At 72.4% G+C, this 20322-nt stretch carries 14 protein-coding genes and 1 pseudogene; 3 read left to right on the forward strand and 12 right to left on the reverse strand.

Features of this window, described 5'->3' with window-relative positions; genetic code table 11:
- From proB to BA062_RS31815, 5 genes are all read right to left on the reverse strand, one after another.
- Positions 1-1116 (reverse strand): glutamate 5-kinase, encoded by a 1116-nt coding sequence (proB, locus tag BA062_RS31795; protein ID WP_110342820.1) that lies wholly within the window; start codon positions 1114-1116, stop codon positions 1-3.
- Complete coding sequence (obgE, locus tag BA062_RS31800; RefSeq protein WP_110342821.1) at positions 1109-2560, reverse strand: GTPase ObgE; 1452 nt, start codon at positions 2558-2560, stop codon at positions 1109-1111. Before obgE ends, proB begins: the two co-directional genes overlap by 8 nt.
- A 118-nt stretch (positions 2561-2678) precedes the next feature.
- Positions 2679-2936: a 50S ribosomal protein L27 gene (rpmA, locus tag BA062_RS31805; protein ID WP_110342822.1), complete on the reverse strand. Its 258-nt coding sequence runs from the start codon at positions 2934-2936 to the stop codon at positions 2679-2681.
- A gap of 31 nt (positions 2937-2967) precedes the next feature.
- Positions 2968-3282, reverse strand: coding sequence for a 50S ribosomal protein L21 (gene rplU, locus BA062_RS31810; protein ID WP_110342823.1), 315 nt, complete (start codon positions 3280-3282; stop codon positions 2968-2970).
- 151 nt (positions 3283-3433) lie between these two features.
- On the reverse strand, positions 3434-6550 hold the full coding sequence (locus BA062_RS31815) for a translation initiation factor IF-2 N-terminal domain-containing protein (protein ID WP_110342824.1): 3117 nt from the start codon (positions 6548-6550) through the stop codon (positions 3434-3436).
- 543 nt (positions 6551-7093) lie between these two features.
- On the opposite strand from BA062_RS31815, the pseudogene BA062_RS31820 reads away from it, so the two are divergent.
- Positions 7094-8497, forward strand: a pseudogene (locus tag BA062_RS31820) (S8 family peptidase); the annotation flags it as partial.
- On the opposite strand, the gene BA062_RS31825 reads toward BA062_RS31820, so the two are convergent.
- From BA062_RS31825 to BA062_RS31850, 6 genes are all read right to left on the reverse strand, one after another.
- Positions 8492-9319: an ABC transporter permease gene (locus BA062_RS31825; protein WP_110342825.1), complete on the reverse strand. Its 828-nt coding sequence runs from the start codon at positions 9317-9319 to the stop codon at positions 8492-8494. The pseudogene BA062_RS31820 and the gene BA062_RS31825 overlap by 6 nt on opposite strands.
- Before the next feature lie 3 nt (positions 9320-9322).
- Positions 9323-10126, reverse strand: coding sequence for an ABC transporter permease (locus BA062_RS31830; protein WP_110342826.1), 804 nt, complete (start codon positions 10124-10126; stop codon positions 9323-9325).
- Positions 10127-10128: 2 nt separating this feature from the next.
- Positions 10129-11043: an ABC transporter ATP-binding protein gene (locus BA062_RS31835; RefSeq protein WP_110342827.1), complete on the reverse strand. Its 915-nt coding sequence runs from the start codon at positions 11041-11043 to the stop codon at positions 10129-10131.
- Positions 11044-11111: 68 nt separating this feature from the next.
- Positions 11112-14432 (reverse strand): phosphodiester glycosidase family protein, encoded by a 3321-nt coding sequence (locus BA062_RS31840; RefSeq protein WP_245960101.1) that lies wholly within the window; start codon positions 14430-14432, stop codon positions 11112-11114.
- Positions 14433-14519: 87 nt separating this feature from the next.
- Entirely contained in the window at positions 14520-15263 is a 744-nt protein-coding gene (locus tag BA062_RS31845; RefSeq protein ID WP_110342828.1) for a FadR/GntR family transcriptional regulator, read from the reverse strand.
- Positions 15256-16185 (reverse strand): dihydrodipicolinate synthase family protein, encoded by a 930-nt coding sequence (locus BA062_RS31850; protein WP_110342829.1) that lies wholly within the window; start codon positions 16183-16185, stop codon positions 15256-15258. Before BA062_RS31850 ends, BA062_RS31845 begins: the two co-directional genes overlap by 8 nt.
- Before the next feature lie 74 nt (positions 16186-16259).
- Here BA062_RS31850 and BA062_RS31855 point away from each other — a divergent pair, with 74 nt between their 5' ends.
- Both BA062_RS31855 and BA062_RS31860 read left to right on the forward strand, forming a co-directional pair.
- Positions 16260-17705 (forward strand): MFS transporter, encoded by a 1446-nt coding sequence (locus tag BA062_RS31855; protein ID WP_110342830.1) that lies wholly within the window; start codon positions 16260-16262, stop codon positions 17703-17705.
- Positions 17695-18621 (forward strand): dihydrodipicolinate synthase family protein, encoded by a 927-nt coding sequence (locus tag BA062_RS31860; protein WP_210407052.1) that lies wholly within the window; start codon positions 17695-17697, stop codon positions 18619-18621. Before BA062_RS31855 ends, BA062_RS31860 begins: the two co-directional genes overlap by 11 nt.
- Positions 18622-18693: 72 nt before the next feature.
- Here the strand turns inward: BA062_RS31860 and BA062_RS31865 are convergent, their stop codons facing one another.
- Entirely contained in the window at positions 18694-20259 is a 1566-nt protein-coding gene (locus BA062_RS31865) for an alpha/beta hydrolase (RefSeq protein WP_245960104.1), read from the reverse strand.
- Positions 20260-20322 lie beyond the last annotated feature (63 nt).

A 20322-nucleotide genomic window follows, 5' to 3' on the forward strand; every position in this document is an offset into this window, starting at 1 on the left:
TCAGCGGTGCCGCAGCGGAACGAGATCGTCGGCGTGCACGACCTCCCGCCGTTGCTCGGGCGGCAGGTCATGGGTGGAGCGGCCGATCAGCTCGGGCAGCTCGGTGACGTCGAAGGCCACCACGCCGCGGGCGACGACCTGCTGCGCGGGGTTGACGAGGTCGACGACGTCGCCCGCCTGGAAGTCGCCGTCCACTCCGGTCACGCCGGCGGCCAGGAGCGATCGCCTGCGGCGCACCACCGCGGCCACGGCACCGTCGTCGAGATGCAGCCTGCCGTTGGATCCGGCGGCGTAGCCGAGCCAGAACCGCCGCGCGGACAGGCGTGAGCCCGCGGGGCGGAAGACGGTGCCCACCTGGGCGGCGCCGAGGGCCTCGCGGGCGTCGGCGGCGGCGGCGATGAGTACGGGGACACCGCTGGAGGCCGCCGTGCGCGCCGCGGCGACCTTCGACATCATGCCGCCGGTGCCGAGGCCGGAGCTCGACATGCCGACGGACAGTCCGTCCAGGTCGGATTCGTCGGCGACCTCGGCGATGCGGCGGGTTCCTCCCGCGCGGGGATCGCCGTCGTACAGGGCGTCCACATCGGAGAGGAGGACGAGCGCGTCAGCACGGATCAGGTGGGCGACGAGCGAGGCGAGCCGGTCGTTGTCGCCGAACCGGATCTCCTCGGTGGCGACGGTGTCGTTCTCGTTCACCACGGGAACCGCGCCGAGCGCCAGCAGCCGGGAGAAGGTGCGCTCGGCGTTGCGGTAGTGCGCCCGGCGCACCACGTCGTCGGAGGTCAGCAGCACCTGGCCGACCGTGAGCGAGTAGCGGCCGAACGACTCGGCGTAGGCGTGGGCGAGTGCCAGCTGGCCGACACTCGCGGCGGCCTGCTGGGTCGCGAGGTCACGAGGCCGCTTGCCGAGCGACAGCGGGGCCAGCCCCGCGCCGATCGCGCCCGAGGACACCAGCACGATCTGGGTGTCCCGGGCGACGCGCTCGGCGATGGCGTCGACGAGCGCGTCGAGCCTGCCGACGTCGAGGCCGTCGCCGGCGGTGGTCAGCGCGGAGGAGCCGACCTTGACGACCAGGCGCGACGCGGCGGCGATGGCGGCACGGGGCTGGTCACTCACCGGCGTCCTCGTCGGGCTCGGGCTCCCCTTCGCGGCGGATCCTGCGGGCTTCCTTGCGCTCGGCCGCGGTGACGCGGCTACGGTTCTCCAGGCGTGGGTCGGTGCCCCGGCCCGCCAGGTGGGTCATGGCGCCCGGCGTCGACGGCTCCCATTCGAAGCTGTAGTCGCCGATGGTGACCTGGCTGCCCGGCTCCGCGCCCATCCTGGCCAGCTCTTCCTCGACGCCAAGGCGGTTGAGCCGGTCGGCGAGGTAGCCGATGGCCTCGTCGTTGCCGAAGTCGGTCTGCCGTACCCAGCGTTCGGGGCGGGGGCCGCGCACGATGTAGGCGCCGGGCTCGTCGGGGTCGGGCTCCACCGAGAACCCGGAATCGTCGACCGCACGCGGGGTGAGGACGATCTTCGTCGGCGTCGGCGCGGGCAGCGCGGCCCGGTACGACTCGACGACCTCACCCAGCGCGAAGGTCAGCTCCCGCAGGCCCTTGCGCGACACCGTGGAGACCTCGAACACGCGCAGGCCGCGCGCCTCCAGGTCGGGCCGCACCAGCTCGGCCAGCTCCGCGGCGTCCGGCACGTCGATCTTGTTGAGCACCACCACGCGTGGCCGGTCGGCGAGGTCGCCGCCGAGCGCGGGCGTGTAGCGGGCGAGCTCCTCCTCGAGCGCGTCGATGTCGGAGACCGGGTCGCGGCCGGGCTCGTAGGTGGCGCAGTCGATGACGTGCACCAGCACCGCGCAGCGTTCGATGTGCCGCAGGAAGTCGAGGCCTAGGCCCTTGCCCTGGCTGGCCCCGGGGATCAGCCCGGGAACGTCGGCCATGGTGAACACCGTGTCGCCCGCGGTGACCACGCCCAGGTTCGGCACAAGGGTGGTGAACGGGTAGTCGGCGATCTTCGGCTTGGCCGCGGAGAGCACCGAGATCAGCGACGACTTGCCCGCGGAAGGAAAGCCGAGCAGGCCGACGTCGGCGACCGAGCGCAGCTCGAGCACCAGGTCACGGGCCTCGCCCTCCTCGCCGAGCAGCGCGAACCCGGGCGCCTTGCGCGCCCGCGAGGCCAGCGCCGCGTTGCCGAGCCCGCCCCGGCCGCCCTTGGCGGCGACGAAGGTGGTGCCCGCGCCGATGAGGTCGGCGAGCACCTCGCCGTCCTCGGTGAGCACGACCGTGCCGTCCGGCACGCGCAGCTCCAGGGTCTCCCCCGCGGCGCCGTTGCGGTTGCTGCCCTGACCTGGCCTGCCGTTGCCCGCCCTGGCGTGCGGGCGGAAGTGGAAGTCCAGCAGGGTGTGCACGCTGGGGTCGACGATCAGCAGGACGTCGCCGCCGCTGCCGCCGTTGCCGCCGTCGGGGCCGCCGAGCGGCTTGAACTTCTCCCGGTGCACCGAGGCACACCCGTTTCCGCCATTGCCGGCGGCCAGGTGGATCACCGCGCGATCGACGAAGCGGGATGCCATGTTGTGCCTCTCCTACCGAACTGGAATGTCTGCCACAAGCACGAACGAGGGGCGGGACCGGATGTGTTCCGGGCCCGCCCCTCGTTCGAGTGTGCTAGCGCGTGCTGGCCGGGCCGGTTCAGGCCTCGACCGGCACGATGTTGACCGTCTTGCGGCCGCGCTTGGTGCCGAACTGCACCGAGCCGGCGGCAAGGGCGAACAGCGTGTCGTCGCCGCCGCGGCCGACGTTCACGCCCGGGTGGAACTTGGTGCCGCGCTGGCGGACCAGGATCTCGCCGGACTTGACGACCTGACCACCGAACCGCTTGACGCCGAGGTACTGCGGGTTGGAGTCGCGGCCGTTACGGGAGCTGGACGCACCCTTCTTGTGTGCCATCTCTGGTCACCCTCCTCTGAAAGCGTCAGGCTTACTTGTTGATGCCGGTGACCTCGATGCGGGTCAGCTTCTGCCGGTGACCCTGCCGCTTGTGGTAGCCGGTCTTGTTCTTGAACTTGTGGATGCGGATCTTGGGACCCTTGGTCTGCTCGACGACCTTGCCGGTGACCGAGACCTTCGCCAGCGCGTCGGCGTCCGTGGTGACCTCGCCGCCGTCGACGTAAAGCACGGCGGGGAAGGTGTGCTCGGTGCCCGGCTCGCCCTCGAGCTTCTCGACCTCGACGACATCGCCAACGGCGACCTTGTACTGCTTGCCGCCGGTCTTGACGACTGCATACGCCGACACGGAAGTCTCCTGCTTGCTCGACTGTGGGTGGGGGCTCACGCGAACGGTCCGCTCTGGGCGTCCCAAGCTTCGCGCGCAGCGACCCGCTCCAACAGCGGGCCGCTCAACAGCTTACTGTGCGCCCTGTTCACCGGGCGCACCGGGGTGGTCATCAGCCGTTCTCCTGCGCGTGCACCGGCGGTCCCGCGGGGCGGCTCGCCGCCCGGCGCGGACGCCGCGTCGTGGTGCGCACGGCGGGGGCCGGGACCGACGGCTGCTCGGTCTCGGCCGCCTGCTCCTCGGCGACGGCGGCCGTGGCGGGCTCGGGCGTGCCGACCTCGTGAGCCGGGGTGTGCCCGTTGAGCGGCCGTGCGGCGGGCTGGGCCTGCTCCGGCTGTTCCGGCTCGGCCGGGTGCTCGACCGCGGGAGGCCCTGCGGGCCGCGACGCCCTGGTCGGCCGCTTGGCCCTCACCGGCTCGGCCTGCTCCGGCCTGGTGACCTCAGCAGGCTGCTCCTTGGCCGCCTCCGGCTCGGCGGGCTGCTCGGCCGCGGCGGGCTCGGCCTGGACAGGCTGCTCCGGCTCGGCCCGCTGCCCTGCCTCACGGAGCTGCTCCGGCTTTTCCTCCCGTTGAGCGGCCTCACGCGGCTGCTCGGACTGCTGAGCCTTCTCCGGCCTCGTGACCTTCTCGGGCTCTGCCTTCGGCGCCTCGGCGGCCCGGTCGGCCTTGTCTCCCTCGTCGGACTTGCCGCTGGCCGCCTTCGAGGCGTTGGCCATCGCCTGCACCGCCGAGACGACGCTCTCGCGCTGCTCGGGGGTCGGCCCGGTCTCGGTCGCGCGCGCGGTCTCCTCCTCGCCACCGCCGCCCTTGCCGCGGCCGCGGGAGCGCCGTCCGCCACCGCCGCCGTGCTGGTGACCGTTGCCGTTGCCGCCGCCGTTGCCCTTGTTCGGCTCGGTGGAGACGATCACGCCACGGCCCTTGCAGTGCTCGCAGGTCGTGGAGTAGGCCTCCAGCAGCCCGGTCCCGACCCGCTTGCGGGTCATCTGCACGAGCCCGAGCGAGGTGACCTCGGCGACCTGGTGCCGGGTCCGGTCGCGGCCGAGGCATTCGGTGAGCCTGCGCAGCACCAGCTCGCGGTTGGACTCCAGCACCATGTCGATGAAGTCGATCACGATGATGCCGCCGATGTCGCGCAGCCGGAGCTGGCGGACGATCTCCTCGGCCGACTCCAGGTTGTTGCGGGTGACGGTCTCCTCGAGGTTGCCGCCGGAGCCCGTGAACTTGCCGGTGTTGACGTCGATCACCGTCATCGCCTCGGTGCGGTCGATGACCAGGTAACCGCCCGAGGGCAGCCAGACCTTCCGGTCGAGGGCCTTGGTGAGCTGCTCGTCGATGCGGTGCTCGGCGAAGACGTCGCCGTTGCCGACGTAGCGCTTGAGCCGGTCGGTGAGGTCCGGTGCCACGTGCTCGACGTAGGCGTGGATGGTCTCCCACGCCGTGGGGCCCTGGACCTCCAGCTTTGCGAAGTCCTCGGTGAACAGGTCCCGCACGACCTTGACCAGCAGGTCAGGCTCCTCGTAGAGCAGCACGGGCGCGCTGGACTTCTTGCCGGAGCCCGTCGAGGAGTCGGCCTTCTCCTTGATGACCTCCCACTGGGCCTTGAGCCTGCGGACGTCGCGGGCGAGCTCCTCCTCGCTGATGCCCTCCGACGCGGTACGGATGATCACGCCGGCGTCCTCGGGAACGATGCGCTTGAGGATGTCCTTGAGCCTGCGCCGCTCGTTCTCGGGCAGCTTGCGGGAGATGCCGGTGGCGCCGCCCGCGGGGACGTACACGAGGAACCGGCCGGGCAGCGAGATCTGCGTGGTGAGCCGGGCGCCCTTGTGGCCGACCGGGTCCTTGGTGACCTGCACCAGCACGTTGTCGCCCGTGGACAGCGCCTGCTCGATCTTGCGGGCCTTGCCCTCGAGGCCGGCGGCGTCCCAGTCCACCTCACCGGCGTAGAGCACGGCGTTGCGGCCCCGGCCGATGTCGATGAACGCGGCCTCCATCGAGGGCAGCACGTTCTGCACGCGGCCGAGGTAGACGTTGCCCACGATCGAGCCGCTGCCCGACGTGGTCACGAAGTGCTCGACCAGCACGCCGTCCTCGAGCACGCCGATCTGCGTCGAGTCGCCGCGCTCGGCGACGACCATCGTGCGTTCGACGGCCTCGCGCCTGGCCAGGAACTCGGCCTCGGACAGGATCGGTGCGCGCCTGCGGCCTGCCTCCCGGCCGTCGCGGCGGCGCTGGCGCTTGGCCTCGAGCCGGGTGGAGCCGCGCACACTGCGCACGCCGTCGCGGGCCTCGCTCTTGTTGTCGGCGGCCTTGCCGTCGCGCACGTGTACGACGGTGTTCGGCGGGTCGTCCGTGCCCGAGGCGTCAGCTCCGTCGTCGTCCCCGCCCTTGCGGCGGCGACGGCGGCGCCGGCGCTTGCTGCCGCCCTCGCCGTCGGCCTCGTCCTGATCGGCGCCCTCGTCGGCCTTCTGGGCCTGCTCGTCGGTGTCCTCGGCCTCGGCCTTGGCCTCGCCGGCCTCGGTGTCGGTCTGCTCGTCGGTGGCGTTGTCGTCACCGCCCTTGCCGCGGCCCCGGCCCCGGCGGCCCCGGCGACGGCGCCTGCGGCCACCCTCGCCCGGTTCGCCCGACTCGCCGTCGGCGCCCTGCTCCTGCTCCTCGTCCTCGACCTCGGCAGGCTCGGGCTTCTCGGGCTTTTCGGACTTCTCGGGCTTCTCAGTCTTCTCGGGCCTGTCCGTTTTCTCCTGCTTCTTGGGAGTGGGCTCGGCCACGGGCTCCGGCGGCAGGAACACCGGCGACGGCGCCGCGAACACGGGCGTGTGCACGGGGCGCGGCGCGCGGACGGGCTCCGGCTCCGGCTTTGGCTCCGGCTCCACCTCCGGTTCCGGGGTGGCGGAAGCGGCCGGGGCCTGCTCGGCGGGCTGTTCAGGGTCGGCGGGGGCCGGCGGGGTCACGGTGTCGGCGCCGCCCGCCTCGGCGGCCTCCTCGACGGCCTCGTCCAGCACGCCCAGCGCGCCGGCCACCTTCAGCGCCACGTCCTTCGCCACGCTCGACTGCGCGCTGCGCGCGGTCTCGCCCAGCTCGGCGAGCTTCGCGAGGACCTCACGGCTGCTGGAGCCCAGCAGCTTCGCCAGGGCGTGCACCCTGACCCGGTTCGGCAGCTCTGCCAGTGCGCCGGCAGTGGATGTGGCGGTAGTCCCGCCTGTGTTCTCGGCGGGTGTCTCCGCGTTCGACATATGTCTCCTTCGCCCCCGGGCGCGTCTGCAGGCCCGCCCCGGCCGAGGAGGCTCTCCTCGGCACCGGAACCGGCTGGCAGGACGCGGCCGCACAGGAGCCGTTTCCTGTTTTGTACCGCCGTGGTGGGTTCACCGCCGACGGGAATCCTTGCCTCTCATGCCACTGAGCAGCCGGTGGTGCCGGCACGCCCGCAGTGGCGGGTCCCGCGGCGACGTCCTGACCGAGCTCTGGCCACTCGGTACCTCTCCGAGTCGTCGAGCCGCCTGGCGCGGGATGCGCGCGGCGGCGACGACCTGGAGCTCTTTCAGCACGTCACCGGGCCGCCGACCGTCGCTCACCACCCCTTCCGTGGTGACAACGGCTCAGCAGCCGTCACCCAGTATCCCACATGGCACGGCGAACGCTGTGTGGTTGGGGCCGCCGGGCACCGGCCGGGGGAACTTCCGCTGACGGCTTGTCCGGCCCCGACCGGCTCGTTACCGTGCGCACGGCAGGGGAAACGGCGTCGGCCGCCCGGCGCGGTCTTCGGAGGTCCAGTACTGGTGCGTGGGAGTGTGCTGGTCGCCTGCGCGGCCCTCGTGGTCACCACCACGCTGGGCGCCGCGAGTGACGCCACGGCGGACCCCGGTGACTCGTGTTCGAGTCCGGGCGTGTCGCTGCGCTACCTCGTGCTGTTCGACCGGGGAACGGCCGAGCGGGACGCGGCCAGGGAGATCGAGACCGCCTGCGGCGAGGTGACCGGCTACTACCCCGAGATCGGCGTGGCGGTGGCCACCTCGGCCAGCCCGGAGTTCGCCGGCACGCTGGGCCGCGACCGGGCCTACAGCGCGCAGGCCGATCGCGAGGCGGAGACCCCGGCCCCGGCAGCGTCGCCCGCCCGTGCCGAGCCGATCGCGACCGGTCAGGCCGTGCCGGCCGCCGACCTCACCGGCGAGCAGTGGGACATGCGCGCCGTGCGGGCCGACGTGGCGCGCGCCATCGAGCCCGGCAGCTCCGACGTCGCCGTGGCCGTGCTCGACTCGGGCATCGACGCCGGGCATCCCGACCTGGCCCACGCGGTCGACGAGTCGCTGTCGGCGGGCTGCCTCACGGGCGTGCCGGAGCAGTCCGAGCGGTCGTGGGCGCCGACGGCCTCCCCGCACGGCACGCACGTGGCAGGCATCGTCGCGGCCGCCGACGACGGCAAGGGCATCGCGGGCGTCGCGCCCGGGGTGCGCCTCGCCTCCGTGAAGGTGATCGACGACCAGGGCTACGTCGATCCGGAGGCTGCCGTCTGCGGGCTCATGTGGGCGGCCCGCAACGGCATCGAGGTCGCCAACAGCAGCTTCTCCGTCACCTCGCCCGGCACGCCGTGCACGAGCAGCAGCGAGGGCCAGTCGGTGGTGCGCGAGGCGCTCGCGCGGGCCGTCGAGTACGCCGACGAGGCCGGAACGCTCAACGTCGCCGCCGCCACCAACGGCGCACTGGACGTCACGCCGTCACCCACGAGCGGCGCCGCAGGCCAGGAGGGCTCGTGCGAGGTGCTGCCCGCCGGGCTGCGCGGGACGGTGACCGTGTCCGCGGTCGACCACGCCGGGCTGAAGGCCGGCTACAGCTCGTACGGGCTCGGGGTGATCGATCTCACGGCACCGGGTGGTGAGGGAGAACACTGCGTGCTCTCGACCGTTCCCGGCGGGTACGAGCCGCTCTGCGGCACCTCGATGGCGGCGCCGCACGTGTCGGGCGTGGCCGCGCTGCTCGCGTCGGCCCGGCCGGGCGCGACGCCCGCCGAGCTTCGCGAGGAGCTCGGCGAGCAGGCCGAGCCCGTGTCGTGCCCCGAGGACTACGACCTCAGCGGCGACGGCCTGCAGGACGCCTACTGCGCCGGCTACGTCGGCTACAACGGCTTCTACGGCCGGGGCATGGTCGACGCGCTCGCCGCGGTGTCCGGCGGCGAGACGTCAGCGGAGCAGGAGCCCCGAGAGCCTGCGGGACGCCCAGTGGACCCCGGCCACGGCGAGCACGACGAGGTACGCGACGTGCCCGATCATGCTGACGTCGAGCACACCCACGGAGAACCCGCGCATCAGCTCGACGGCGTGGTACAGGGGAAGGCACTGCACGGCGTACTGCAGGGGCTCGGGATACACGGACAGTGGATAGAAGGTCGTTGAGAAGAAGAACATCGGCATCACGGCGAGGTTGATGTAGTCGAACTGCGACGGCGACCGCAGGAACGTCGTGCAGGCCATCCCCACCGCGGCGAACGCGAACGACACCAGCAGCGCCGTGGGTACGAGCAGCAGCGCCCACGGCGAGGCGACCAGCCCGAGCACGCTCATCACACCGAAGAACGCGAGCGCGTACAGGCCGCCGCGCAGCACCGCCCAGGCGATCTCGCCGAGCGCGATGTCGAGCGGGCCGATGGGCGTGGCCAGCATCGCGTCGTACGTCTTCTGGTAGCGGAACTTGAAGAACACGCCGTAGGTGGAGTCGAACACCGCGCCGTTCATCGCCGAGGCGGCGAGCAGCGCCGGGGCGACGAACGCGACGTAGGACAGCGGCTGCCCTCCCGGCCCGGTGACCTCGCTGACCAGCTTGCCGAAGCCGATCTGGAAGGCCAGCAGGTAGAACAGCGGCTCGAGGAAACCGGACAGGAACACCAGCCAGGCTCGCGAGTACGCCAGCGCGGAGCGCTCCACGAGAGCGCTCGCGCGGCCCGCGTACAGCGAGGGCGGCAGGATGCGCAGCAACAGCCCGCCGCGCGCCGGGGCTTCGGTCGTCACCATCGCTCACACCACCAGCCGCCGGTAGAAACAGTGCCGGGCCGCGAGTCCGCCCGCCGCGAACAGGGCCGCCAGGAACGCCAGGTGCCCGAGCGCGGGCAACAGGTCCAGTCCACCGAGCGTGACTCCCCTGGCGAGCTCATTGCCGTGCCACAGCGGGGAGATCCACGCGAGCCACCGGATCGCCGCCGGGATCTGCTCGATCGGGAAGAACGTGCCGGCGAACAACAGCATCGGCATCACGATGAACCGGAAGATCGACGTGAACCGCGAGCCCTCGTCGTAGGTGGTGGCCGCGATGGCCATGAGCGGTGCCGCGCAGGCCATGCCGGTGACGGCGCCGACGAGCACGACGGCGATCGCGCCCGCGTTGAGCCAGGCGCCGAACGGCCAGGCGATGAGCAGGTACACCACGCCGGAGAGCACCAGCCGGATCGCCACCCAGATCAGCTGCCCTCCGAGCACCTGCCCCGCCGTGACCGGAGTGGAGGTGACCGCGATGAAGTCCTTCTGCCACTTGAACCCCGACAGCACGGGATACGTCGACTCGCCCACCGCGTACTGCACCGCACCGGCGACGAGCAGTGCCGGGGCCACGTAGTGCACATAGGACAGTCCTCCCGTGGCGGGGCCGGGCTCCACCTGCGAGCCGAACCCGATGCCCATCGCCAGCAGGTACAGCAGCGGCTGCAGGCCCGAGGAGTACAAGTTGGACCGCCAGTAGCGGCGGTACCACGTCCAGTGGCCCTCGACCCGGAGCCAGGCCGCGCGCCACGAACCGACGACGCGCCCCGAGGAAACGACGGCCATGATCAGTCCACCAGCGTCCGGCCGGTCAGCCGGAGGAAGACGTCCTCCAGCGTGCTGCGGCGTACGAGGCTCGACAGCGGCCGCACTCCCCTGCCGTGTGCCTGTTCCAGTGCCGCCTCGCCGGTGGCGGTGTAGAGCAGGATCCGGTCGGGCAGCACCTCGACGCGCTCCCCGAGGTCGGTCACCCGCGCCACGGCCGCCTCCTGGTCGCCGGGGGCGAAACGCAGCTCCAGCACCTCCCGTGTGGAGTACCGCGCGATGAGCTCCGCCGGCGAGCCCTCGGCGACCACGCGACCGCCGTCCATCACGACGAGCCGGTCGCAGAGCTGTTCGGCCTCGTCCATGTAGTGCGTGGTGACGATGAGCGTGACCCCGGCGGACTTGAGCCGGAAGAGCCTGTCCCACAACAGATGCCGGGCCTGCGGGTCGAGCCCCGTGGTGGGCTCGTCGAGCAGCAGCAGCTCAGGGTCGTTGACGAGCGAGCGCGCGATGGTGAGCCGCCGCTTCATGCCGCCGGAGAGCGGTTCCACCTCGTCGTCGGCCCGCTCGGTGAGCTGCGCGAACTCCATCAGCTCGACGGCCTTGCGCCGCACGTGCGCCCTGGAGAGCCCGAAGTAGCGGCCGTACACCTGCAGGTTCTGCCGGACGGTGAGCTCGGTGTCGAGGTTGTCCTGCTGCGGCACCACGCCGAGCCGGGCGCGGACGCGCGGGCCCTCGCGGTCCGGGTCCATGCCCAGCACGGTCAGCTCGCCGTCGGAGCGCGGCGACACACACGCGATCATGCGCATGGTGGAGGACTTGCCCGCGCCGTTCGGGCCGAGGAACCCGAACGCCTCTCCCTTGCGGACGTGGAGGTCGATGCCGCGGACGGCCTCGAACTCGCCGAAGCGCTTCACCAGCGCCTTGGCCTCCACCATCGTCGTGTCATCCGTCTCCGCACCCACGCTTCGCACACTGCCACGCGCCACCGACAGAATCGAGCGGTTTAGCCGACGGCACAACGCAGGGTCGCGCTCGCCCCGTTCACGGTCACGGTCAGCTCCGCGACGCCCCTGCGCAGCGCCGTGAGGGTTCCGGTCGCCGGATCGAACGTGGCGACGTCGCGCGGTGACGGGCGGCTTCCCGGAGCGGCGACGTGCACCCGCTCGCCGGTCCAGTCGGCGCTCACCGGATAGGCGACCGGGACCGTGCGCCCGGACTGCGTGGCCTCGGCCGTCACGGTTCCCTTCGCGCCGCGCGCGAGCCGCCCGGGCCCGGCGAGCGTCAGCTCGTCGACGTGCGGGCGGGTCTCGACGCGAACGGGTTCCCCGCGGTCGCCGGGATCGACGTGCACGAGGCTCCAGCCCGTGAAGCCGCCGTCACCGGGCGCGGCCGACGGTGCCTTGCCCGAGTTGCCGTTCACCAGGTAGGGCACGCCGTCCTCGCGGGTGAGGTCGAAGACGCCGGCGTGGGACGTGATCGCGGCGGCGGGCTTGCCGGAGCGCTCCTCGAACTCCGTGAGCCACTCGGTGACCAGCTCCGCCTCCTTGGGGTCGGCCAGCTGCGAGTTGCCGGCCGGGGCGGGGTCGTCGACCGGATGGTGCATGGCCACCACCACGCCGCGGACCGCGCGGTCACGGGCGGCGCGGTCGAGTGCGTCGTCGAGCAGCCGGACCTGATCGAACCCGCCCGCGCGCAGGCTGCCGCGCGAGGTGTCGAGCAGGACGAGCCGGATGCCCTCGACGTCCACGACCCGGTAGGGCTCGCCGAACTCGGCCTCGAACTCCGCGAGCCCGTTGCCGCCGTCGGCCTCGTGGTTGCCGGGCACGTAATACCACGGGACCTTGCCCTCCAGTTCCTCGCCGATCACCGTGCGGGCGAGGTCGAAGTCGGGTGCCGTGCCACGGTCGGTGAGGTCGCCGTTGATGAGCACGAGGTCCGGCCGCGCGGCCACGGCCTCGCGCATGGTGCGCCTGGCCTGCGTGACGAGCGGGCCGTCCGGATCGTCGGCGGTGAACTGGGCGTCGCTGAGCACCGCGATCCGCAGTCCGCGGGAGCCTGCCGTGCCGTCGGTGACGAGCGCGGGATCCCGCGTGCCGGGGTCGGCGGGCGGCTCGGCCGTCGCCGCCACGTGCGCGGTCAGGTCGTCGAAGACGAGCCTGCCCTCGTACTGCTGGGCGGGCACGTTCTCCACGGCGTAGAACCGCGTGAGCCGCTGGCCCCGCGGCAGTCCCTCGGGCAGGGTCGCCTCGACATGGCGCCAGCCCGTCCAGTCGACGCTTAGCGCGAGGTCGACCACCGAGGCCACGTTCGCGGCGTCGCGCAGCTCGGCGCGAAGCCACGCACCCTTGCCGTCGCCGTTGACCCACAGGCCGATCTTCTGCGTACCGTCGGGCAGCGCGAGCGGCCGCGTGGCGGTGACGTACGCGGCGCGCGTGGCGTTGGTGCCGGTGAGGCGGTAGTCGAGGGCGAGACCCTGGCCGCCGTCGCGGCCCTCCGCCGCCGACAGCGCGGCGCCGACGACGCTCGGGTACACGGTCGCGCGCCAGCCCTCGGTGCCGTCGAGCGGGGCGAGCACCCTCGGCTCGCTGCCGACCGCGGCGGCGAGGTGGGTGGTGAGCCCCGCCGCGCGCGCCTTGATCACCGAGGCGCCGGTGTCGCCGAGTGCGGTGACCGTGAAGTGGTCGCCCTCGGCCTCGACCCGGACCACCGAGGGGTCGTACTCCAGCTTTACGTCGCGGGGTTCGAGCCACGTGCCGTAGCCGTCGGCATCGTAGCCGTAGACCTGGAAGGTGCCCGAGGCCCCTCTCCCCGACAGCGCGAGGCGTTCGGCGCTCGTACCGAGTCGCACGGGCTCGCCGAGCACGGTGAGCGTGGTGGCGCCACGCTTGCCGCGTTCCGTCGCGACGACGTCGACCTCGGCGCGCTTCGCGGGATCGCGCCGGTCGGCCCGTGCGGTGAACACGCCGTCGCGGACGGTGCCGCGCGAGGCCCCGGTGGTGTACCAGAACGGCCGGCTCCCCACGGCGGCGCCGGTCTCGTCGTGGCCGCCCGCGTCGAGCACGCGGGTGAGCCCGGAGAGCACGCGGTCGGCGTCCTCGGTGTCCTGCGCGGGCTCCGGCGCGAAGCCGGTGAGCCTGCCGCTGCCGGGCTTGGTCGCGAAGCCAATCCCGTTGGGGACGAGACGTTCCCCGCCGTCGGAGGGCGAGTTGTGCACGGCCGGTGCCCGCTCGCCCTGCTCGCGGGCGAGCAGCGTGGAGGAACCGCCGCCGTCGAGGTTGAGCGCGTCGTCGGCGCCGAGCGACTTCAGGTGGCGGGCGAGCTCCAGCTCGGTCATGCCCCTGCTCTCGGCCTGCCTGCCGTCGACGGTGACGAGCCACATCCTCGTGCCGTCGGCCGAGAACCCGACCGCGGTGCGCGGATGCGCGGTCGCCGCGTCGACGTTCTGCACCACGCCGTCACGCAGCAGGACCTTGTTGCCGCCGACCGCGACGGAGACGTCGCCCGCCTCGGTACGGGGCGCGTACCCGACCGTCACCGCGTCGCCGGGCTTCAGGGCGGCGAGGGCGTCCGCGCCGCGGTCGCGCGCGAGGACGACGGTGCTGCCGCCCGCGACCGGGCCGTTCGCGGGGGCGTCCCGCACCTGCGTGACGACGCCGTCGCGAAGCTCGATCTCCCGGACACGCTGCGCTCCCGCGACCGACGTGGCACGGGAAGCGTTGCCCCACAACGGCGTGTAGACGCCGACCCCGTCCGAGGGCAGGCGCGCGCCGTTGAGGTTGGTGGCGGGCACGACGGTGCCGTCGGGCAGGGTCAGTGACGCCGCGAGGAACACCTCCGCGAGCCGGGCGGTGCCGTCCTCCGTGATGGCCGCGGTGAGGTTGTGCCCCGAAGCCGGTGCCGTCTGCAGCTCGCCGTCGTCGATGCCGACGCCGAGCGGGGCGCCGGTGGCGTTGATGTCGAAGAAGTCGCCGTTCACGCCCGCGACCGCGCCCGCACGCGCGACCTGCTCGGACAGCCGCGTCCGGGCGGACACGGTGCCGGGGCTGAGGTAGGTGGGGCGCAGGCCCGCGGTGAGGTCGACGGCGAGCGTGTCGCCGCGGATCCAGCCCTGCGGATCGAAGCGGTCGAACTCGGTGAGGGTCAGCCCCGGTGCGACGGGCGTGGTCGCGGTGTCGGTGACGAGTCCGAGATCGGCGTCCGTCGCCGCGAGGGCCTCGACGGGCGGCGGCCCGAGCGGCGCGTCGAGTGGATCGGCCACCGACGGCGTGACGGGCAGGACGACCAGTACCGCGGCGCACACCACGGCCACACGTGCAGTTCTCACGAACACCCCAGCTTTCCCCAGCGGTCGTGATCATTAGACCGGGGCCCGGCCGACGCCGGAAGTACTGGGAATGAACGGAAAGCGAACCTACGGGGAGGTCGTCACGCGCGCCCTGATGCCGCGGAAGTGCTCGTCGACGGCCGCGCGCAGTGCGGGTTCGTCCTTGGCGCGCAAGGCTTCCAGGATCGCGCGGTGCCACTGCGCGGTGACGGCGGGGGTGTCGTCGGCCCTCGGCAGCTGTGGGTCGAGTGCGTTGAACACCTTCCAGAACACCTGCAGCAGATCGAGCACGAGGTCGTTGCCGAGCGGCCGGTAGAGCGTCTCGTGGAAGCGCCAGTCCTCCCGCGGCGCGTAGCGGCCCTGCTCGGCCTCACTCTCCATCGCGGCGACGGCCTCGTCGAGCGCGGCGAAGTCGAGCCGGTCGTAGGCGGCCAGGACGTGCCCGACGAGACCGGATTCCAGCACCTCGCGCACCTCGAGGAGGTTGCGGATGTCGGCGTAGTCGCCGCGCACCGACAGCGCGCCGCGGAACGCCAGCCCGGTCTCGAGCGCCGACAGGGGCACCGAGCCGACGTAGGTGCCGTAGCCGTGCCGGATGTCGACGATGCCGACGGCCTCCAGTGCCTTCATCGCCTCGCGCAGCGGATGCCTGCTGACCTCGAGCTCCTCCATGAGCTCGAACTCGGTGGGCAGCGGGGAGCCTGGCACGAGTCCTCGGTCCACGATCAGCCGCTTGATCGACTCCTGGAGCGCACGCTGGTTGGCGCGTGCGCCCGACTGCCGCCCACTCGCCGAGGTACCCACGGCTACGGAGTCTAGATGTTCACCCACGGGCCACCGGCTCGGCGAGCAGTTCGGGCACGGCGGCAGCGGCCGCGGCGCGCAACGCGGGGATCCGCTCCGGCGGCACGGAGCGGTGCGGCCAGCGCACCCGCGTACCGAGGCCGGCCCAGCCGCCGATCGCGGCGAGGGTCTTGTCGAGCGCGGGATCGCAGTAGCCCTCCTCCGCGAGCGGGACGATGTGCTCGTCGAGGAACGCGCGCAGCCGCCGTTCCAGGTCGAGCGCCGACGCCGGGTCCGCGCGCATCGACTCGTACCAGCGCACGGCACCGGACGGGCTCAGGCACGCGACGTTGGAGTACGAGCCGGCCGCGCCCTCGGCGATGGCGGAGGCGAGCGTGTGGCCCGCGACGAACACCGCGAGCCGGTCGGCGAGGTGGCGTGCGACGGCTATGCCGGGCACCTTCACCCCGATCAGCTCCGGCACCTCGTCGGCGAGGCGGCCGAGCAGCTCGGGGCCGAGCTGCGTCTTGGCGTAGGGCGGGTTGTAGAGCACGAGCGGCACGCCGTCCGCCGCGTCGGCCAGCCCCCGTACGGCGTCGACCACCTCGTCGGGGCGCAGCGGCAACCAGTCGGGCAGCACGACCTGGATGGCGCCGGGCCGCAGCGCGGCCGCGCGCCGGACGCGGCCGAGGGACAGCTGTGCGCTCGGGTGGCTCGCGCCGAGCTGGAACGGCACGCCCGCCGCGGTGGCCCGCTCCGCGACGAGCGTGTGGAGCTCGTCGCACTCGGCCTCGGTGAGCGTGAAGAACTCCCCCGCGGTGCCGTTGGTGTAGACGCCGTGCACGCCGGAGCCGAGCACGGTGTCGAGCGCGGCGCGCAGGCGCGGGACGTCGATCGCGTCGTCCGGCCCGACCGGCAGCAGCACGCTCGCCCAGATGCCGCTGAGCGTGCCGGAATCGAGTGCTTGCATCCTGGCCTTTCCGAAGCTACGGTACCGCCTGACATAGGACATCCTATGTCCTCGAATCTACGGAGGTCCAGGCCATGGCAGCGTCGCCGCCCGCCAGCCAGGGGTCGTTCCGTCAGCTCGACCGGGGACAGCGCAAGGCGTTCTTCGCCGCGTGGCTCGGCTACCTGCTCGACGGCTTCGACTTCATCCTGATCACGCTCATCCTCACCGAGATCGCCGACGACTTCGGGCTCGACCTGACGCAGGCGGCCACGCTCGTCTCCGCCGCGTTCGTCTCCCGTTGGCTCGGCGGGCTCGTCCTCGGCGCGATCGCCGACCGCTACGGCCGCAAGCCGGCGATGATCCTCGCGATCCTCGCCTTCTCGGTCGGCAGCGGGCTCTGCGGTTTCGCGTGGGACTACTGGTCGCTGTTCGTCTTCCGCGCCATCGTGGGCATCGGCATGGCCGGCGAGTACGGCTCCAGCGCCACCTACGTCATGGAGTCGTGGCCGAAGTCGATGCGCAACCGCGCCACCGGCTTCCTGCTCTCGGCCTACCCCATCGGCACCGTGCTCGCCGCGCTCGCCTACGAGGTCATCGTCCCGGCCGCGGGCTGGCGCTGGCTGTTCTACGCCGGTCTCGTGCCGATCGCGCTCACCCTGTACCTGCGGCGCGCGCTGCCCGAGGCCGCCGAGTGGAAGTCCGAGGTCGGCGACCGTAAGGACGTCACCACGTCGTCGGTGCTGTTCTCGCCGAAGCGGCGGCTGCCCAACGCCGCGCTCGCCGTGGTGCTCTCCGCCGCGCTGGTGTTCATCTTCACCAAGACCGGCGGCGGTGCGACGCCGTACCTCATCGCGCTGACGGTGCTGTGCTTCGTGGCGCTCGCGATCCAGCTCGCGGGTCGCATGTGGCCGGTGATGATCGCGATCATGGTCACGGTCTTCTGCGCGTTCCTGTACTCGTGGCCGATCCAGTCGCTGCTGCCGACCTACCTCAAAACCGATCTCGGCTACGACGCCGGTCAGGTGTCCAACGCGCTCACGTGGGCGGGTCTCGGCTACGCGGCGGGCTCGTGCCTCGCGGGGATCATCGGCGACAAGCTCGGCACGCGCAGGGCCTACGTGCTCGGCCTGTTCGTGTCGCTGCTGTTCGTGTTCCCCGTGTTCGCGTTGCCGGCGGGCAACATCGTGCTGCTGTGGGTGCTGCTGTTCGTCATGCAGGCCACCAGCCAGGGCATCTCGGGGCTGCTGCCCAAGTACATCGGCGACCACTTCCCGACGCGGCTGCGCGCGGCCGGGCTCGGGTTCTCCTACAACGTCGGCGCGCTCGGCGGAGCGGTCGCCCCGCTGGCCGGTGCCGCGATCGCGGAGGACATCGGCAGCCTCGGCACCGCCCTCACCGTGCTCGCCGGTTCGCTGACGATCGTGGTGGCGCTGATCATCGGCTTCAACGTGCCCGCACGGATCGGCCGCGCCCTCAAGATCGACTCCGACGCGCCCGCGTTGCTGCCCCCAGAAAGGAAAACCGCCAGTGGTGTCTGATTCCGGCCTGTCCCTGCACGGCGTGATCCCCCCGCTCGTGACCCCTCTCGACGAGCGCGGGGAGGTCGACCGGCGCTCGCTGGAACGGCTCGTCGCCTGCCAGCTCGACGCCGGCGTCGACGGCGTGTTCGTCGGCGGGTCGAGCGGGGAGGTCGCACTGCTGGACACCGCGCAGCGGCGCACCGTCGTGGAGGTCACCGTGGGTGCGGTGGCTGGTGCCGTGCCGGTGCTCGCCGGCGCCGTCGACACCGGCACGCGGCGGGTGATCGAGCACGCGCGGCAGGCCGCCGAGCTGGGCGCCGACGCCGTGGTGGTGACGGCCCCGTTCTACGTCAAGCCGCACCCGGCCGAGATCGTCGCGCACTTCCGGCACGTCCACGCTGCCGTGGACGTGCCCGTGGTGGCCTACGACATCCCCAGCGCGGTCGGCGCCCGGCTCACGCCCGACGTCGTCGTGGAGCTCGCGGAGTCGAAGGACGTGGTGGCGCTCAAGGACTCCAGCGGCGACCTGGCGACGTTCCGGGAGATCCTGCGGCGCACCGGGCTGCCCGCGCTGAGCGGGTCGGAGCTGCTCGCCGACACGGCGGTGCTGCTCGGCGCAGCAGGGCTCGTTCCGGGCCTTGGCAACGTCGATCCGCACGGCTACGTGCGGCTCTACCGGGCCGCACGTGACGGCGACGCGGCCGCCGCGGCGGCCGAGCAGGACCGGCTCGCGCGGCTGTTCGGGATCGTCTCGGTGGCCGACCTCGGCCGGGTCGGCTTCACCGCGGGCGCGCTCGGCGCGTTCAAGGCGGCGATGGCGTTGCGGGGCATCATCGACTGCCCGGCGACCAACCGGCCCCTGGCACCCCTGTCGCCCTCGGAGACAGAGACGATCGCGGAGATCCTCGCGGCCGAGGGCCTCGGCAAGCTCTGACCCCGGATGCAGTGAAGGCCACCATGCCTGCGTTGAACGCAGTGATGGTGGCCTTCACTGCATGGCGCGGAACTAGGAAACCGGGTCGAAGGGGTCCCGGTCCGGTTGGCAGACGGTGCCCTCGGCGGGAAGCCTGCCCTCGATGAAGTAGGCGTCCAGTGCCGAGTCGATGCAGGCGCTGTGGCCGCGAGCGCCGTGGCCGAACGACTTCAGGGTCAGCAGCCGCGCGTCGCCGAGACGCTCGGCGGTGCTGACGGCGTCCTCGTACGGCGTCGCCGGGTCGCCCAGGCTGTTGCCCACCACGAGCACCGGGTTGGCGGTCTGCTTGTCCCACGGGCCCGCGTAGCGGTCGGGATCGGACGCGGGCCACGTGGCGCAGGGCAAGGACAACCACGTCCACTGTGGACCGAAACCGGGCGCCCCTCGGTCGGCCTTGCGCCCGTAGGCCGTCCACGCCCACGGGTTGCGCGGGTTGTCGGTGTCGGCACAGAAGACGCCGATCCCCTGCTCCGGCCCGGCGTAGTACCCGTCCTCCTGCTGAAATCCCGGCCGCGGCGCGGGTTCCGGGATCGCGGCGACCGGTGCGCTGCGCGCCCGCACACCCGGTTCGGTCGCAGCGGACAGCGCCTGCAGGAACTCGGCGAGACCCGCCGAACCGCTTGCGTCGTAGAGTGCGCCGAGCGTGGACGACACGGCCTGCTGGTAGGTCACCTCCACCGGCTCGCTCGCACCCGGCGGCAGGATGTCGACCGGCCCCTCGCGCAGGGCGCCGAGGATCGCGTCGTACTTCTCGCCGAGGTCGCGGCCCGGCTCGCGGAACGCGCAGCGTTCGTCGGCCTCGCACTCGGCGAGGAAGGTCTCCAGCGACCGCTGCGAGCCGTCGAAGCTGCCGAGGCGGTAGGAGAACGGCTGGAAGCGCTCGGCGGGGTTGCTCCCGGTGGTCCACTCGACGGGGTCGAGCACGGCGTCGATCACCAGTGAGCGCACGTGCTGCGGGAACAGGTTGGCGTAGACGGTGCCGAGATGGCTGCCGTAGGAGATGCCGTAGTACGACGTCTGCTCCTCGCCGAGCGCCTGGCGCAGCAGGTCCATGTCACGGGCGACGTTCGCGGTGGACAGGTGCCCGATGAGCGGTCCCGCGTTCCGGGCGCAGAGGTCGGTGCCCTTGCGCGTGTCGGCGATCCGCTGGCGGGTCTCCCCCGGCGTGACCGGGAAGGATCCGGCGAGCAGCTCACCCTGCGCGGGGTCGTCGAAACAGCGCAGCGGCGTGCTCTCGGCGACGCCGCGCGGGTCGAAGCCGACAATGTCGAAGCGCTGGTGCAGCTCCGGGGTCAGCTCGGGAGGGATGCGGCCGGAACCGCCTGGCCCGCCGGGGTTGTAGAAGATGGTGCCGAGCTTGTTCGCCTGGTCGGCGGCGGGCAGTCTGCCCAGCGCGAGCGTGATGCTTTCGCCGTGCGGATCGCGGTACGACAGCGGCACCTCGGCCTCGGCGCACTCGTACTCCGGGGACACCCACTCGGCACACGGCCCCCAGCTCAGCTCCGGCACCGGCGCGCCGTTGGTGCCGAGCACCTCGTCGTCGGCTCCGGCCTGTCCGGCGGTGACCAGCCCCGCGGCGACCACGAGCGAACCCAGCACGGCGACACTTCGAAAACGTCTCACATCCCCCAGCCCCTTATGGAGATCAACTACCAGTCACCC

This window comes from Prauserella flavalba (genome assembly GCF_003202235.1).
Taxonomy (GTDB): domain Bacteria; phylum Actinomycetota; class Actinomycetes; order Mycobacteriales; family Pseudonocardiaceae; genus Prauserella_A; species Prauserella_A flavalba.

Coding starts and splice junctions, on each gene's coding strand:
- BA062_RS31855 (WP_110342830.1), top strand. CDS start 16,260: ATGGCAGCGTCGCCGCCCGCCAGCCAGGGGTCGTTCCGTCAGCTCGAC.
- BA062_RS31825 (WP_110342825.1), bottom strand. CDS start 9,319: ATGGTGACGACCGAAGCCCCGGCGCGCGGCGGGCTGTTGCTGCGCATC.
- BA062_RS31835 (WP_110342827.1), bottom strand. CDS start 11,043: ATGGTGGAGGCCAAGGCGCTGGTGAAGCGCTTCGGCGAGTTCGAGGCC.
- BA062_RS31815 (WP_110342824.1), bottom strand. CDS start 6,550: ATGTCGAACGCGGAGACACCCGCCGAGAACACAGGCGGGACTACCGCC.
- BA062_RS31850 (WP_110342829.1), bottom strand. CDS start 16,185: ATGCAAGCACTCGATTCCGGCACGCTCAGCGGCATCTGGGCGAGCGTG.
- obgE (WP_110342821.1), bottom strand. CDS start 2,560: ATGGCATCCCGCTTCGTCGATCGCGCGGTGATCCACCTGGCCGCCGGC.
- rpmA (WP_110342822.1), bottom strand. CDS start 2,936: ATGGCACACAAGAAGGGTGCGTCCAGCTCCCGTAACGGCCGCGACTCC.
- BA062_RS31830 (WP_110342826.1), bottom strand. CDS start 10,126: ATGGCCGTCGTTTCCTCGGGGCGCGTCGTCGGTTCGTGGCGCGCGGCC.